Here is a 16,551-nt window from a genome sequence, read left to right on the forward strand (position 1 = left end):
CTGTTCCCATGAAGGCCGTTCAAAGCAGCGGGGGCGAGTGCCAATTGCACCCGCCCCCGTGAGTCAATTCAATTGGCTGTCGGTTCGAGCCTACTCGAGCCGGCAGTTCTGATCACAACCGTCGCCGGCAGCCTGATTGCCGTCGTCGCACTGCTCACCCGGTTCGACGATTCCGTTTCCGCAAACGGCCTGCGGGCACGGCTGCTTGTCCAGAATCGCGTGAACGAAGAACGGGATATCGCTCAAGCCCGGACCATCGCCGTCAAAGTCAACGCACGCGCAATTGATCTGCGGATCCGGATTGGGAACACCCAGCAGGCAATTGACGAACGCCTGGATGTCCTTTCCGTTCAGCACGCCATCTGCAAAAACATCGCCGGGGCAATAGCAAACCGCTTCGCACACGCAGCAGAGATTGATCGTGCCGTCCGAAAGAACCGTTCGGACCTCGCGGCAGACTGTGCCAGGCGGGCAGACGCCCTTACACGATGGACCATTGCCCGTCGCCATCCGGATCGTACCTGTCGTTGAGCCGGACATTCCCGCGAGCGGGCCGCCCGGAGCGCCGACGAAGTCGATTCGGTACGTGATGTCGAAGAAGCTGTCCACCGCCCAGTTGCCACCAGGCAACTGTGTCAGCGTCGTATGACCCGGGCTTGGCAGACCGAAGTCCGTCCCGCCGACCACGCGGAGCAGGTCGAAGTCCGGATCACCCGTGATCTGACCGAACATCCGGAACATGTCCGTATCAAACGACTGGACCGGATCGCCTGGCGAGCGTGGCGCGGTATGCGCTTCGCACGAGAGCGGAATCGAGATCGGTCGGCTGAAGGTGGACAATGCGCCCGTCCCTTGTGCCTGGAACTGGATGTCGGAGTTGAAGCAGTCCTTCTGACCGCCGAGACTGCCGCCCGCCACTTCGCAAATGTTCGGTGGAATCAGTTGCGAGCATACCGTCGGCGTGCCTGCGTTCTCGTTGCAGATGAAGTTCGTGTGGATCGGAGCCAGTTGAATCGACGTGCCCGGCGGCAGACCATCCAGAATCATGTGGACATCGCTCGGGCTGAGATAGGCGCATCCGGCCGGGGGCAGCACGACTGTGCCTCCCGCGTCTGCAACGACGCACGGATTTCCGCCGCCACGCGGATCGGCTCCGTCACCCGGGTTCCCGTCGCCGCTTCCACCACCAGCGAGCTGAACGCGACAAGAGTCATCACGTCGGCACTCACAACTGGTCACGGTCGTCTGACCTGTGGCAGGGTCGAAATTAACGCATGTCGGAACGCAAGCATGACCCGGCACGTCGCAAGGAGCCGGATTGCAGCCTTGGCCGTCAGGCCTCGGACCGCATTCGGGGACCGGACAGGTCGTGGTCGCACAAGTCGTTCCGGGGCCTTGAGGAATGCCGCCGAACTCAACATGGCAACTGAGCGGATCGAGATCCAGACAGGTGCCATTGGGCAGACAGCATGCCTGTGCAAACGATTCGCACTCGCAGCAGACATTGATCGAACCGTCGGCCAGAACCGTCCGCACTTCGCGGCAGACGGTACCCGGCGGGCAGGAGCCCTGGCAGGCCGGTCCGCCACCCGTCGCCATCCGGATCGTACCCGTCGTTGAGCCGGACATTCCCGCGAGCGGGCCACCCGGAGCGCCGACGAAGTCGATTCGGTACGTGATGTCGAAGAAGCTGTCCACCGCCCAGTTGCCGCCCGGCAACTGTGTCAGCGTCGTATGACCCGGGCTTGGCAGACCGAAATCCGTTCCGCCGACCACGCGGAGCAGGGTGAAGTCCGGATCACCCGTGATCTGACCGAACATCCGGAACATCGTCGTATCAAACGACTGAATCGGATCACCCGGTGTTCGGGGCGCCGTGTGGGTCTCGAAGCTCAACGGAATGGTCACGCCACGGTTGAAGCCCGCCAGCGCGCCAGTGCCGTTCAGCGTGCCGTGCAGATTGGAATCCGAGCACTCCTGCTCACCACCCAGCGTACCGCCCGGCTGATCGCAATCGACGCCCGGGAATGGAGGCGGGAACGAGCACACACCGGCGGGTTGATCGCCGCGACAGATGAAGTCGGTGTGAATCGGGGCAAACTGAATCGTGGTGCCCGGCGGTAGACCGTCCAGAATCATGTGGACATCGCTCGGGCTCAGGTAGGCGCATCCGGCCGGGGGCAGCGTGACCGTGCCGCCGCCGTTATCCGGCACGACACAGGGATTGCCGCCGCCGCGTGGATCCGCGCCGTCACCGCCGCCCGGTGTGCCGCCCTGAATCACGGCATGGCACTCAGGCAGATATCGGCACTCGCAGGCGATGACCGTCGACTGGCCGGTCGTCGGGTCAAATCGAATGCAACTAGGCTGGCACTCCTGTCCGGCGAGGGGGCAGCTAGTCTGCGCGCAGCCCGTTCCATTTGGAAGAGGAGCACATCCTCCGCCACCGCATGTCACGGTCGCACAACTGGTTCCCGGGCCTTGCGGCACTCCGCCACCCAGGTCGCACTCCCAGACTTCCAGATCGGCGCATCCCCCGGTCGGAAGGCAGCAGGCCTGCAACAAAGGAAAACAGTTTACATTCTGGCAGGTGCTGCCGGGGCCACCGGGAATACCTCCCTGAAGCTGGCAATCGGCAACGGGAACATTCTCAACGCACGCGCCGGACGGCAGACAGCATGCCTGGTTGACGTTAATCAGACAGTCAACCGTCAGGCAGCTCGAACCCGGCGCCTGGGCCGTGCCGCCAATCGACGCACATTCGGTGGTGCTCGACACATTAACGCACATGCCATTGGGCAGGCAGCAGGCCAGGCCGGTTCCCGGAGGAAGTCCCGCCACCATGTGAATCGTGCCCGTGGTACTGCCCGACATTCCGGCCAGCGGACCGCCCGGCGAACCGATGAAGTCGATGCGATAGGTGATGTCGAAGAAGCTGTCGACCGCCCAGTTGCCGCCCGGCAACTGCGTTAAGGTGGTGTGACCCGGGCTGGGCAGTCCGAAGCCAGAGCCGGCCGTGATCCGAAGCAGATCGAAATCAGGATCACCGGGAGGCAACTGGCCCTGCATGAAAAACATGTCCGTGTCAAACGACTGCACCGGCTGACCCGGCGTTCGCGGCTGAGTGCGGACCTGACACTGGATCGGCATGGTCACCGGGCGAGAGAAACCGGCGAGAACGCCGGTCCCGTTCGCCACGAATTCACCCGTCGACTGGAAGCAGTCCACGTTGCCGCCGCCAGGAGCCGGGCCCTCGCAGACGCCGGGGGGCGGACAGAACGGGAATCCCTGCGAGCCGCCCTCGCAGATGAAGTTTCTGTGGATGGGAGCGAATTCGATCGTCGTTCCGGGCGGAAGGCCGTCGATGATCGCATGAACCTCAGAGGGTGAAAGATACGCGCATCCCGCCGGAGGCAGCGTCACGGTGCCTCCGCCATTATCGGGAACGACGCACTGCCCCGAAGTTGTCGAGGAAATGCCGAGCAAGACCGACACGCTACAAATACACAGCCAGTTACCTGCAACGAAACGCAATCTCAACGACATAAATAATGCTCCCGATTTACTGTTCCCACCCTATCCAAAGGATTGGCTATCGATCTCACCGCGATGAAGACGTTCCACGCCGGTCATGCGGCTAGTCATACGGATTCGATGCGCGATTCTGCGCGCGGTCTGGAGGGATGAAGTCGCGTTTGCACTTTGAATCGTTCGGCGAATTGTGGAGAGGCCGCTCCGATGAGCGCGGCATCTCCGCCACGCCATTTGATGGGGAAGCGCGCAAGAACGACGCGCGTCTATCGACCGAATTGCCGGCATTCTTCCCACCCAAACACCGATTACGCAACTAGAGCTCGGCCAACGTTTCGCCGTCGACCACCCTATCCCATGACTGCGTTCGGCACTTGCAAACCCACATGGCCCGACAACTTCGATCAATAGCTTGTGCACCCTATCCGCACAATCCACCGATCCTGTGAGCTGCATTAACCCGAAAAAGACCCGAACAGGTCATTTCCGATAAATGCGAGAGTAACAAGATGGCCAGCCCGTCGTCAATGAGAAACTCAAACTGATTACCCTTCCGTATTGCTCACTGTTCCGTAACAAGCGCTTGTTCTGATTCATCAACCCGATCCCTTCAACAGCGTGTCAACTCCGGTTCTGGGTTACGAGATGCGTCAAAAACGGCATGAAAACACGTCGTCTTGACCGACTGAATCAATGTCGACTAACTTTGTCGGGGCGAGTGGCGAGCCTGAAGTATCGATGGAACCCGATACAAGGGCCTTCCGGTGCTGCTTGGCTTCTTGGAACCGACGAAGTGATTGTCGATTGTCATACCCATATCTGGGAATCCGCCGAGCAGGTTGGCACCGCTTCCCTAGGCGTATCCCAGCGGGCGGGCCACGGCTCCGAGCACAGCGGAAATGGGTGTCCGGACGCTTCGGTCGAGCATCATCGCAGGGCAACCGAGCCGGTTGATAAGACCTTCGTGATCGGCTTCAAGAGTCGCTATCTTGGCGTGTCGGTTTCGAGTGAATTCATCTTCAACTATGTCCGGCAATCACCGGATCGACTGATCGGCGTGGCCGGAATCGATCCGACGAACGTGGATGAAGCGCTCGACGAATTGCAGCAGGCCCACGCCGAATACGGCATGAAGGCGATCGCCGTCTCGCCCGCAGCGCAGGACTTTCATCCCTCCGACAGTCGCGCGATGCAGGTTTTTTCCGAAGCGGCCCGCCTCCGGAAACCGGTTCTATTCCAACAGGGAATTCACTTCAATTGCGCCGCAAAGATGGAATTCGCGCGACCGTCGCTCCTCGACGAAGTTGCCCGCGATCTGCCGCAGTTACGCATGGTGATCGCGCACATGGGGTATCCATGGATCGACGAGTGCGTCGTCCTTCTTGGTAAACATCCCAACGTTTATGCCGACATCGCGTCGCTGATTCAGCGTCCCTGGCAGGCTTATAACGCGCTGCTGGCGGCGTATCAGTACGGCGTGATCGACAAACTTCTGTTCGGAAGCGATTTTCCGTTCGCCACGCCGACCAAGGCGATTGAGTCGCTCTACCGCATCAACCACCTTGTCACCGGCACGAATCTTCCGACGATTCCGCGTCAGTCGCTCGTGTCCATCGTCGAACGCGACGCGCTTTCGATTCTCGGAATTGAACCGACCGGGTTCGTGTCGGCCAAATCAAGCCACGCGATCCTCGATCAGGAGCCCTGATCCCCGATGTCGAGCTCACCCCGGCGACAATCAACCGGGCGTCCATGGCGATGTGAGGCCTCGCGCATCCGGCACGCCTTGGCAGCCGCGGCGGCTGTGGTGATGTCATGTGCGTGTCATCAGGAGACGACCCGAATCGAACTCGTCTCGTTTCGCGATGCCCAGAAAAACGACACATTCACGGAAACCTTTCCGCGTGGTTATTTTCGGATGAACAGCGAGCAAAGCATCGAGATCGTTCTCGAACTTGAGCCGCGCATACTCGAAGTTCCGCACCTTGAGAAACAACGCGCATCCCGGCCGTCGAACGTCGATTCGTCCGACGGCGTTGACGGCATGGATCAAACGCCTGACGCCGACCCGGAACCATTGAATGATCTGGTCTGGACTTCGCAGCTTCTGCATATCCAACTTTTGTGGCATGCCCTACCCGGCAAGTCGTACGCGGAAAGCACGCAAACCAACGCCGCCATCACCTATTGTCTGGTCAACGGTGACAACGCGATCAGCTACGAAGGCGCCGGGTTCGTGTTCTTCAAACTCTCCCGCGACGGCGAGAAAATCTCCGGACGGATCGAGTCCGCATCGCTTCGCCCGACGCGATTCGGTCGCGATCCGATTGACCTCTTCGGCCCCTGCCGGATTACCGGTGAGTTTCACGCCTCGGTCGGCCACCGCGAAGTGGCATCGGTGCGTCAGCGATTGAGAAGACTGCTCGGCAAGCCGGCGGCGGGAGGCCGGCCTTCGACGGACAGACGAGGCAACAGACCGTGAGTGACTTCAGCAAGAACGTCTGGGCGCCGTGGCGAATGGAGTACATTCATTCGTTGCCGGGTATTGAGTCGCCCGCGGCGACCGCGCGAGAGGGGTGCTTCCTGTGCGACTACGCTGCCCAGCCCGAGCAGGACGCCGCCAATCTCGTCGTCGGACGGCGTGACTCGGCCTTAGTCGTCCTGAATCGGTACCCCTACACCAATGGACATCTGCTGATTGCGCTCAATGAACACAAAGCCGACCTCGCGGAGCTCAGCGATAGCCAGATGCTGGCAGTCTGGGGCCTGACGCGGGATGCGAAGCTGCTGCTTACCGAACTATTGCGGCCGGATGGCTTCAACATCGGCATCAACTTCGGCCGCTGTGCAGGCGCCGGCCTGCCGGGGCATCTTCATATTCATGTCGTGCCCCGTTGGAACGGTGATACCAACTTCATGGCGGTCGTCGGCGATGTTCGCGTCATTCCACAGGCCCTGGCGCAGGTTTGCGATCAACTTCGATTGATCGCGCCAAGATTCAATATCGGAACCTGATACAATCCACCGCCATGGCTGCCACCGCGCCGCGACAATCACCGCTCGCTGATTTCGCCGTTCATGACGATTCGTCGCGCGGCCGGGTTCACCCTCGCCCCGATGCAGCCGACGAACGCCCGTTTGACCTGGATCGCCACCGCATCATCAGTTGCATGGCCTTTCGCCGGCTGATGTACAAGACGCAGGTTTTCATCACGGGTCAAACGGATCACTTCCGGACTCGACTCAGCCACACGCTCGAAGTCATGGCGCAGGCGGAGCGACTCGCTCGATTGATCGGCGTCAATGATCGGCTCGCCGGCGCGGTCGCATTGGCTCACGACCTTGGACACTCGCCATTCGGACACGCGGGCGAGAAGGCGCTTTCCCAGTTGATGAAAGGTCACGGCGGATTCGAGCACAACGTCCAGTCATTGCGGGTCGTTGATTATCTCGAGCATCCCTACCCCGGATTTCGGGGGTTGAATCTTTCCTTTGAACTGCGGGAATCGCTTATCAAGCACCAGACTCGATTCGACCACCCGAGCGCGGCAGGATCGAAGGACAACCAAATCGCCGCACTCTTCGAAGTCGGGCCACGCTGTCCGATCGAAGGTCAGATTGCGAATGTCGCGGACCTGGTCGCTTACACCCTGCACGATATCGAGGACAGCCTCGGGCAAGGAATACTTACTGAGACCACCCTGATGGGAAGCCGCCTTTGGAGGGAAGCGGCTGAGCCGATTCGGGCCGCCTACCCCGACAAGAATATTCACGCCCTCCGTCGCCCGATCATTGACCGGCTGGCGTCGCGCCTGAACGAAGACGCCGATTGCAACACGCGGGAGCAGATCAAGGTGGCGCGGATTCGGAGCATCGAAGATGTGCGACGCCACCATTGCGATGTCGTGGGGTTTTCGAGCGCGATGCAGAAGGGCGTGGACGAGTTGCAGAAGATTCTCATGGAGTCCGTCTATCGACATCATCGCGTCGTCCGAATGGATTTGAAGGCCAAGCGACTGATTGCCGAATTATTTGAGGCATATCTCAACGAGCCGAAGCTGTTGCCGTCGAGATTCCGAAGCCGAATACCCGATCAGACGGCGCACCGAGTGATCTGCGATTACATTGCCGGCATGACGGACCGCTTCTGCCAGCGCGAGCATCAGCGTCTGTTCGCGCCTTTCCACTTTGACTAGGATCCGGGGCCCATCGAGGATTCAGCACGTGATGAGCCCCTCACCAAAGGCAAGTGTCACGCCTACAATTCCCGCACGAGCATGACGAATCCTCGCCTTGAATCCGAACGCATCGGGTCGCTTCGCACCCGGATTGCGCATTTGCCGAAAGCACCGGGCGTCTATCTCATGAAGGATGCCAAGGGTCGCGTTCTCTATGTCGGGAAAGCAAAGGACCTCCGATCGCGGGTCGGATCCTATTTTCAGAATTCCGCGGACCTGCTTCGATCGCGCGGCCCTGAAATTGCGAAAATGGCCGGCCTGGTGTGCGACTTTGACTTCCTTCTGTGCGATACGGAGGTTGACGCGCTCCTGCAGGAAAACCGGCTCATCAAGGACATCCAGCCGCCCTACAACGAACTGCTGAAGGATGACAAGACATTCCCGTATCTGGAGATCACGACCGGCGATGACTTTCCCGCCGTGTTCATCACGCGCACGCCGCGCCGCAAAGGAACGAAACTCTACGGCCCTTTCACGAGCGTGAACGACCTTCGCGATGCGATCAACGCGTTGCAGAAGGTATTCAAGTTCCGGACGTGCGAGCTGGAAATTCGCGATGACGACGACACCCGCCGTTTCTTCCGGCCCTGCCTCCTTTACCCGATCAAACAGTGCACGGCACCCTGCGGTGACCGCATCAGCCGGGAGGCGTATCGAGCGGACATCGAACGATTCAAGCGATTCCTGGGTTCCAAGCAGAGCGTCGTCATTCGCGAAATGCAGCGCGACATGGAGACCGCCGCCGCGGAGTTGAACTTCGAGGAAGCCGCGAAACTACGCGATCGGATCCGCGCGATACAAAAACTGCGATTGTCGGGGGATGCTCGAGTCGATGTGCAGCCCGAGTCGTTCTATGTCGATTCAACAGAGGGTCTCGCCCGCCTCGGAAAAATCCTCGAACTGGAGCACACGCCGCGCATCATCGAAGGCATCGATATCGCCAATCTGCAGGGCGAGGAAACCGTCGGCGCGCTGGTCTGCTTCATTGATGGCAAGCCGTTCAAGGGAGGCTATCGCCGATTTCAGATCAAGAGCGTCGAGGGGATTGACGATTACGCCAGCATCCGGGAAGTCGTTCGGCGACGATATCGTCGAGCGGCCGAAGGGGAAGAGTTGTATCCGGATGTCGTTCTGATCGATGGTGGACTCGGGCAGCTTCACTCAGCATTGGAGGCGTGCGAAGAGGCGTTCGTCAAGCCGCCGATGGTGATTTCGCTGGCCAAGCGCGAGGAGGAAATCTTCATTCAATCGCGGAAGCAGCCGATCCGGCTGCCCCGGAACGACGCCGCCCTGCGACTTCTTCAACAGGTGCGCGACGAATCTCACCGGTTCGCACAGCATTATCATCATATCCTGCGGACGAAGCGACAGTTTGATGAGGATATCAAGCTCGGTAAGCGCCCGCCGAAAAAAAACCGCGTCGCTCGCGACGGATCCAAGGCCCGCAAGCGATCGGAACGAAAACGGCTGCGCGAACAGCGCGCTGATCGAGATGTGAATCGAACGCCGCTTGATATCATCCGCCCTTCGCCGCCTATCGACCCATTTCCGCCAGACGATATTCAGACTCATCCCCCGATCGACTGATCCGCTTTTCTCTGCACAATCGCAAGCGATCGACACGCAACGTCCGCAGCGCCGGCCGGAGACCGCGTTCGAGGCCAAACGCGGGGAATCAACCGGCTCCTACTGCTCGAACAGTTTCGACACGCTTGTCTGTTTGTGAATGTTGTTGATTGCCTGGGCGAAGAGTCTGGCGGTAGAAACGACCCGCAGTTTCCGAGGCGGCGGTTCGAAGCGGTATTCGATGGTGTCGGTCACGATCATCTGCTTGATCGGACTCGAGTCGATTCTTGCGGCCGAGCCGGGCGTCAGCACGCCATGCGCAACTGCGGCATAGACATCCTTGGCATTCTCTTCCTTGAGTTTCTGAGCGGTGGCGATCAAGGTGCCGCCCGTGATCGTGAAATCGTCAACAATCAGGGCATTGCGGCCGCTGACGTGGCCGATGATTCGCTTGACGACGGCTCTCTCGCGATGGTCGTCGCGTGTCTTTTCGGCGATGACGGTCTTTGCACCGAGCGCCCGGGCGTAGGCGTTGGCCATCTGCGCCGCGCCGACATCCGGAGCGACGACAACCCAGTCCTTCGTGACTTTGCGCCGGAAGTAGGAGGCAATAACGGGCAACGCGAAGAGGTGATCGACCGGCACCCGGAAGAAGCCCTGAATCTGCGGCGCGTGAAGGTCCATCGTCACAATGCGATCGACCCCGGCCGCCTCAAGACAATCAGCAACGACACGCGCTCGAATCGATACACGGGGTTCATCTTTCTTATCGCCCTTGCCGTAGCTGAAGAATGGAATCACAGCCGTGACATTGCGAGCCGATGCGCGCTTGAATGCGTCGGCATAAAAGAGAATCTCCGTGAAGTGATCATTCACCGGATAGGAGAGGGATTGCACAAAGAAAACATCTCGGCCGCGAACATTCTCGAGCACGCGGACGAAGGTATTTCCCTCTGAGAAATGCTTTGCTTCGCATTTACCGGATCGGACGCGCAGATGTCGACAAATGGCTTCGGTGAACTTTCGACTGCCGGAGCCCGGGAAGATCAGGAGTTTTGCACGTTCGCTCATGGCTGTGTTTCGGGTAGTTCGGTTTGAAAGTCTCAAAGGCGTTTTACGGGTCGCGAGGATCCGATCCGGCGACGGCAGTCCTCGTTCATTTGTGTGGCGTTTGCGGCCAGATCACACCTGCGAGTCCCAGTTCATCAAAGCTTCGCGAACGCTCCCAACGCACGATCGAGATGCGCCTGTTCGTGCGCCGCCGAGATTTGCACGCGCAATCGAGCGGTGCCCTCCGGGACGACAGGGTACCCGAATCCGATCACGAAGACGCCCAGCTCAAGCAGCCGTTTGCTTGCGGCGATGGCCTTGGCGGTCTCACCGAGAATGATTGGTGTGATCGCACTGGGCCCTTCGATCGCTTCGAATCCAAGCTTCTTCAGGCCGCCGCGAATATACCGCACGTTCGCCCTCAATCTCTCGACGCGCGTCGGATCGCGCAGCACGATGTCAATCGCCCGGGCTGCGGCTCCGGCTGTCGCAGGAGGCAGCGCATTGGAGAAAAGTTGCGGACGGGACTTCTGCACCATCAGGTCGATCAGGTTTTTTCGGGAACCGATGTAACCACCCGCCGCGCCGCCGAGCGCCTTGCCAAGCGTGCCGGTCATTACGTCGATTTTTCCGAATAGACCGTAGTGTTCAGCCACTCCCTTTCCCGTGGGACCGCATACGCCGACGCCGTGCGAGTCATCCACGACGAGGATCGCACCGTGTTCGCGGCAAAGCCGATGGATGACGTCGAGCCTGGCGATGTCGCCCTCCATGCTGAACACACCGTCAGTCACGACAATCTTGTTCCGTATGGCCGAATGCTCTTTCAACAACGCCTCAAGTCCGGCCATATCGCTATGCTTGTACACCTTTGACTGCGAAGACTTATTGATCTGTCTGCCGAGGCGAATGGCATCAATAATCGAGGCGTGATTAAGTTCGTCGCTGATGACGATTACGGAATCCCCGCCGGCCGCCATCAGTGTGGGCAACACCGCCTCGTTGGCATTCCAGCATGAAACATAGGTCGTGGCGTCCTCCGTCCCGGAGAGTTCTGCAATTCTCCGCTCCAGATCGCGATGATATTCAAACGTGCCACAGATGAATCGCACGGACCCGGTCCCAGCCCCCCACTTCTCCTGAGCCTCGACGCCGGCAGCGACGACCTCTGGATCGTTGGCAAGGCCGAGATAGTCATTCGAGCACATTACCACCACTTCGCCGACGCCTTCGATCTGCGACACCGGTCCCATGGGTCGGGTGAGGTACTTGAGCTGTTTGTATTGCCCGGCCTTGCGAAGGCCGTCGAGTTCGTGATCGATTGATTGCCAGACCTGGGACATGCTTGTTTCCGGATTACAGGTGTCGAGTTCCGATTCACAGATTCATTGAGCAAGTCAACGTGTCAGACGTATCTTGTCGAGGCTGGGAAATTCATGGCGTCCGGTATCTCCGCGTGATCTGCGGGATGAGATATTCATTGAACGCGCGGTCGACGTCGTACTCATTTCTCCATCCCCAGTCATGGCGCGCCGCTGAATCATCCACATCCGCCGGCCATGTATCAACTATCCGCGCCCGTGCCAAGTGGGGCTCAAAGGTGATTCGGGCATTGGGAAACGCACTCAGCACTTTGTCGCGAAGTTGAGCCGCGCTCAGCGAGAAGGCCCCGACATTATAAACGCGCTGGGTCAACCGGTCGGCAGGCGCCTCGGCCACCTCGATCAGCGAGCGGATTGCATCGGGCATCACCATGAACGGCAGCCGTGCGGTCGGCGGAACGAAGCAGGCATACGGCAGACCTTGAGCCGCCGCGTGAATCATCTCGGCCGCATAATCGCTCGTGCCGCCGGTCGGCAGCGTGCTGGCGCTGATCAATCCCGGAAATCGCAACGATCGAAAGTCGATTCGGCGATCATCCGTCTCGGCGGCGAGCTGTCGATAATGCAGTGAGTAATATCGCCCGAGCATCTCGCAATACGCCTTATTGCATCCGTACATCGTCGTCGGAAAGTTCCAGTCAGACTCCTTGACCCGGCCCGCGCGTTCCTTCGTTTGAATATCCGGCAAGCCGTATATCGCGATCGAGCTTGGGAAGGCGAATGTAACGGAATGGCCGTGCCAGCGCGTCTGCTCATGAGCGAGCTTCAGCAGATTCAGCGTGCCCTCGACATTGACGCGGTGTGCCGTGTCCGGCGTATATTCCGCGCGGGTACTCAGCAGTGCCGCCAGGTGATAAATGGAGTGAATCTCGAATTCGCTGACGAGCCGCTGTAGCAGATTTTCATCGAGGATGTCGCCGACAATTGATGCACTGCATTGCTGACCTAATTCGGCCGGCAAAGGCTTGATATCTAGGGCAATGATTTGCGAATGATCTCGCTTGGCAAACTGTTCAATCAGCCCGAAGCCGACTTCGCCTCCGGCACCCGTGATCAAGACCGCTGGCTTTCGCAATGAAATCTCTCCCGCCGACGAAAAAGCCGGCGATGCTGAAGCACTTAATTGGACTCGGCCGTTCTATCGCGCTGCGCCGCCCTGTTTCGCTGTTCGACGGAGGCGACGGCCTCGATGCGGCTGCACATTTCGCTGAAAATCCTGTCGGCTTCCTTTGTCAGTGTTCGAAGCGCCTTCGCTCTCGAAGCTTCGTCCGGGATGGACTCGGCCTTCTCTATGTCCGCATGTTTCGCCTCAAGCGCACGCTGCGCCCGCGATTGGCAGCTTTCGAATATCGACTCCGCGACGGACCGCTGGTCATCCGTGAGTTCATACCGGGCGATCATCGATTCCAGACGCGACTTCCACTGATCGATCGGCGGCGCAGGTTCCAACGGCGCGGAAGATGCCGATATCTCCGGCGCGGAGGGCGGCGGCGGTTTCTTCATTACCGGCGAATCTTCTGCTGCTCGGGGATCAGGCTTCAATTTGTTGGACGCAGGATAGGCTTCGGCGCCACTCGATCGTGCCTCTTTTGTGGCATTGGCTCGAAGTGTATCCGCCGCTGCGGTGGAAGCGCGTGCCGGAAAGACCACTTCACCGCTGCCGACCCTCACGGGCTCGACAAGAAGCCGATCAAGCCGGGCGATATCAACCGGCCCAACCCCGAGCTTGTCAGCGTGGCGATTCTGTATCATCTTCCGCCCCAATTCGACCATGTCGGGGGAAAGGATGCTTTCGGTGTACCTGGCCGTGTTCGCAAGACTAAGCGGCGCCTTGGAGTAGATGTCGTAAATCTGCTCCTGCATCCGGCGAGCAACTTCGTCCCGCGTGGCGTCCGAAATGTCCCGCATCTTCGTAATGAGCGACGTGAGTGCGACCTCGCGGCGGCGGAGCGTCAATTCGCGCTCCGCCATGTAGCTTTGATGAGCGGCAGCCTGCGATTCCATCCACGCTTCAACATTGCTCGCCTGTCCGCCATCCAAGGCATAGAGATCCTTCACAAAAGCCAGCCGGGCCGATTTGAAGCGCCTCAGAGCTTCAGCCTTTCGCTGTGCATCAGTGGGTGTTGCGCCGGCCGGGCCTGAATCAGCGGCCAAAGGTGTGGCGACGGCCCCCAGCACCATCAAAAATGCGATATATGCTGATAGGTAATACCTGCTCATGAGCGACCTCTTCTATCCAAATTCAGGCAGATTTCCCGTGCGGCGAATCGGCGATTTCGATCTTATTCTCCGGCCGGTCCTTATTAGCGTCAACCGTGCCAAGCCGGGGGGCGCACAACCTTGGTCAACAAGTGTAAAGGTGGCGACAAACCGGCGAACTATCGCAGCGTCCGCAAACGTTTCCAACAAATTGCGAAAACTCGCAATCGGCCGTTCACCTTTGATAGGATGGAGCGAGTCGGCCTCATGCGTCCCTGTAGGCCGCTCGACCGACGAACCTTCCACGTTACCTCACCGTTACACGGGGAAGTTAGCCGATGGTCTCCGCCATTCGACCGATCTCCGTTTCGCCGATTCGCGCGTGGGCGTACACGGCTTGTGTGCCACGCATAAGGCACTGCCGCCTCATGGCCGGCAACGGTTCTGCGGCGAGAGGCTGCACCATTGATCGCGTTGAATTCGAATGCCAGAACGTCAGCTTCGGCTTCCCGAACTGTGGGATTTCAATCTCTGAATGCGTTCCACCGGCGGTGTTCTTCGCGCTCCGTGCGCTCAAACTTGCCGCGCAGGCTGCCTTGCATTCTTCATACGCTTCAGCGGACGAAACGTCTGCCGACACACCCAAACGCTTGTGGCCGTTTCGAACAGCCATCGAACGACCAGATGTTCTAGATCCACCCGCCGTGAAGGACATCGAAATCGAGATTCAACCGGCGCAACGCGGGCTGGACCTGTTTTCCTGAATGCCGCCGCAGTCTCACCCGGGCCGCAGTCTCGCCCGGACCGCCAACCCACAAGGCCATCCACCGCGAACTACTTCAAGACCTGCATTCCCTGTTCGAACACCACATCAACCGGAATTCCCGCTTTCGACAACCGATCGAGATCACTCTGCAGGGCCGGCCTGATCATGCCCATGTCATCCATCAGCTTTTTTACGCCATCGTAGTCACCATCGCCCTGAAGCGTGAGAATCCGTTTTGAAAGCGCGTTCATTGCATTCTGCATTCGATCGAAATCAACGCGATATTTGCCGGTCTTCGCGTCGCGCGAGAACGCCCCTTCCAGTTCAAAGAAATTGAACCGGATCATGTTTGCCCGTCCGTGCGCGCTGGCGGCTCCGAATCGCACCGATCGGAAGATGCCGGCGAGGAACGTGACGTAGTTATCCATGAGCGTGCCGTCAGTGATTTCCTTCTGCTCAAACAGTCGCGTGACCATGTACAAACCGAGGATGTCCGCTTTTCCCTCCTCGAGTGCCGAGCCGAGTTCCTTCAGGGCATCCCGAACCGTACCCTTGCCGTCGACCGTATTCTTGATTCCCAGCCCGTGCGCGACTTCATGGAACATAACGTTGCCAAAGAAGGCATCGAATGTGATGTGCTTCTGCTGTTCATCCACGATCAACTCACGCGCAATCGGCACGAGAATCTTGTCGAATTTGGCGCGCATCGCGTTTTTCAGCTGGAGACGCCGTGTGCCCTTGCGGAGCTGGACCTCTTCGTCGTTGGGCAGATTGATGGCGATGGTTTTTGAACCCGCGTTGCAATCTCCGGCGTAATAAATCACGTCATAGGCGTTAAGGTCGGAGTCCGTTCCCGGCATTTCCTTCTTGTACTTCTCGTCGACCGGCAGTCCTCGCTGGAGGTCGGGCAGGAGCCTGGCGTATTTTGCAAGGCGCGCGCTCCACTGCTTGTCCTTGACCAATACGTATGCTTCGAAGGCCGCCTTGTAGTTAAACAACGCGTCCTCATACACCTCGATCGGACCGATCACAATGTCGACCGTGTTGTTCTTCATGTCCAGCCATGCCATATCGCTGGCACGATACTGGCTGCTCATCAATGCCACCGCCCGGGAGAGCAGGTATTCCCGTAAATCGGAATCCTCCGCCAGTTCGGCCGCTTCCTTCAGCTTCAGGGCCGCACCGCGGACGATGTCCTCATAGAACTCGTGATAATCGACGGCAATGAGTTTACGATCCTTGTCGCGCCGGATGACGGTGTATTCATTTTTGAAGCGGGCGGCATCGGACGGATGTTCCACCAGATGCCTCTCAAATTCCTCCCTGGACATGTCGGTTGGATAAAATGTCGCACCCAATGGCTTGTCACCGTAACCTTCAACAAACGGCTTGTTGCCATCGAGCCGGTCCCAGGGGCCGTAGTTGATCTCAGCATAGCGCCGCAGCGCTGGTGACTTGATTGACCCGAGCAACTCTCCCTTGTCGCCATACGCCTGACGCCAGAAACCGGCATCCATGTATTGTGCCGCCTCAATCAGCAACGGAATCATCTTCTGTTCTTTCGGAGACAGCACGGACAAATCCGTCGTCAGCCTGACTGTTGCATACTTTGCTTCCATGCGATCCCCTTCGTCGGCCCATGCCATGCCTGAGTCGCCTGCCGCGCCGGCAAAAATGGCCGTACATGCCACAACGCGCATCGCGGCCAGTCCGAACCTCGTCAACTTGTTCATGATGGAATCTCCCTGGATTCTACATTGACCGGAAATTGTAGACTGCCTGACAAACCCCATGATAGTATGCAGCAAAAGCCGGGCAA

At 59.1% G+C, this 16,551-nt stretch carries 11 protein-coding genes; 5 read left to right on the forward strand and 6 right to left on the reverse strand.

Going from position 1 to position 16,551, the window contains the following annotated elements; all coding sequences use genetic code 11:
- Positions 1–90: 90 nt before the first annotated feature.
- Positions 91–540: a DUF4215 domain-containing protein gene (locus KF841_06620; protein MBX3395025.1), complete on the reverse strand. Its 450-nt coding sequence runs from the start codon at positions 538–540 to the stop codon at positions 91–93.
- 3,784 nt (positions 541–4,324) lie between these two features.
- Between KF841_06620 and KF841_06625 the strand changes: the two genes are divergently transcribed.
- The 5 genes from KF841_06625 (at position 4,325) to KF841_06645 (ending at position 9,356) form a co-directional block, all read left to right on the forward strand.
- Positions 4,325–5,239, forward strand: coding sequence for an amidohydrolase (locus tag KF841_06625; GenBank protein ID MBX3395026.1), 915 nt, complete (start codon positions 4,325–4,327; stop codon positions 5,237–5,239).
- Between the two features lie 102 nt (positions 5,240–5,341).
- The gene (locus tag KF841_06630; protein ID MBX3395027.1) at positions 5,342–6,013 is read left to right on the forward strand and encodes a hypothetical protein; all 672 of its coding nucleotides are present in this window, start codon (positions 5,342–5,344) and stop codon (positions 6,011–6,013) included.
- 35 nt (positions 6,014–6,048) lie between these two features.
- Positions 6,049–6,546: an HIT domain-containing protein gene (locus tag KF841_06635; GenBank protein MBX3395028.1), complete on the forward strand. Its 498-nt coding sequence runs from the start codon at positions 6,049–6,051 to the stop codon at positions 6,544–6,546.
- 14 nt (positions 6,547–6,560) lie between these two features.
- Complete coding sequence (locus KF841_06640; protein ID MBX3395029.1) at positions 6,561–7,727, forward strand: deoxyguanosinetriphosphate triphosphohydrolase; 1,167 nt, start codon at positions 6,561–6,563, stop codon at positions 7,725–7,727.
- A gap of 132 nt (positions 7,728–7,859) precedes the next feature.
- Positions 7,860–9,356, forward strand: a complete 1,497-nt coding sequence (locus KF841_06645; protein ID MBX3395030.1) for an excinuclease ABC subunit UvrC — start codon at positions 7,860–7,862, stop codon at positions 9,354–9,356.
- 99 nt (positions 9,357–9,455) lie between these two features.
- Here KF841_06645 and KF841_06650 read toward each other — a convergent pair whose 3' ends face one another.
- From KF841_06650 to KF841_06670, 5 genes are all read right to left on the reverse strand, one after another.
- Positions 9,456–10,406: a ribose-phosphate diphosphokinase gene (locus KF841_06650; protein ID MBX3395031.1), complete on the reverse strand. Its 951-nt coding sequence runs from the start codon at positions 10,404–10,406 to the stop codon at positions 9,456–9,458.
- 134 nt (positions 10,407–10,540) lie between these two features.
- A complete protein-coding gene (locus KF841_06655; protein MBX3395032.1) occupies positions 10,541–11,728 on the reverse strand; it encodes an aminotransferase class I/II-fold pyridoxal phosphate-dependent enzyme in 1,188 nt (395 codons plus the stop codon).
- A gap of 91 nt (positions 11,729–11,819) precedes the next feature.
- Positions 11,820–12,842 (reverse strand): NAD-dependent epimerase/dehydratase family protein, encoded by a 1,023-nt coding sequence (locus KF841_06660; protein ID MBX3395033.1) that lies wholly within the window; start codon positions 12,840–12,842, stop codon positions 11,820–11,822.
- Between the two features lie 44 nt (positions 12,843–12,886).
- Positions 12,887–13,987 carry a hypothetical protein gene (locus KF841_06665; GenBank protein ID MBX3395034.1) on the reverse strand — a complete coding sequence of 367 codons (1,101 nt, stop codon included), beginning with the start codon at positions 13,985–13,987 and terminating at the stop codon, positions 12,887–12,889.
- An 813-nt stretch (positions 13,988–14,800) separates the two neighbouring features.
- A complete protein-coding gene (locus KF841_06670) occupies positions 14,801–16,465 on the reverse strand; it encodes a Zn-dependent hydrolase (protein ID MBX3395035.1) in 1,665 nt (554 codons plus the stop codon).
- Positions 16,466–16,551: the final 86 nt, after the last annotated feature.

The organism is Phycisphaerae bacterium (genome assembly GCA_019636475.1).
GTDB lineage: Bacteria > Planctomycetota > Phycisphaerae > UBA1845 > UTPLA1 > JADJRI01.

What these genes read in the sequence shown, in the direction of transcription:
- KF841_06620 (MBX3395025.1), bottom strand. Translation starts at nt 540, where the DNA reads ATGTCCGGCTCAACGACAGGTACGATCCGGATGGCGACGGGCAATGGT.
- KF841_06665 (MBX3395034.1), bottom strand. Translation starts at nt 13,987, where the DNA reads ATGAGCAGGTATTACCTATCAGCATATATCGCATTTTTGATGGTGCTG.
- KF841_06640 (MBX3395029.1), top strand. Translation starts at nt 6,561, where the DNA reads ATGGCTGCCACCGCGCCGCGACAATCACCGCTCGCTGATTTCGCCGTT.
- KF841_06655 (MBX3395032.1), bottom strand. Translation starts at nt 11,728, where the DNA reads ATGTCCCAGGTCTGGCAATCAATCGATCACGAACTCGACGGCCTTCGC.
- KF841_06670 (MBX3395035.1), bottom strand. Translation starts at nt 16,465, where the DNA reads ATGAACAAGTTGACGAGGTTCGGACTGGCCGCGATGCGCGTTGTGGCA.
- KF841_06630 (MBX3395027.1), top strand. Translation starts at nt 5,342, where the DNA reads ATGTCATGTGCGTGTCATCAGGAGACGACCCGAATCGAACTCGTCTCG.
- KF841_06635 (MBX3395028.1), top strand. Translation starts at nt 6,049, where the DNA reads ATGGAGTACATTCATTCGTTGCCGGGTATTGAGTCGCCCGCGGCGACC.
- KF841_06650 (MBX3395031.1), bottom strand. Translation starts at nt 10,406, where the DNA reads ATGAGCGAACGTGCAAAACTCCTGATCTTCCCGGGCTCCGGCAGTCGA.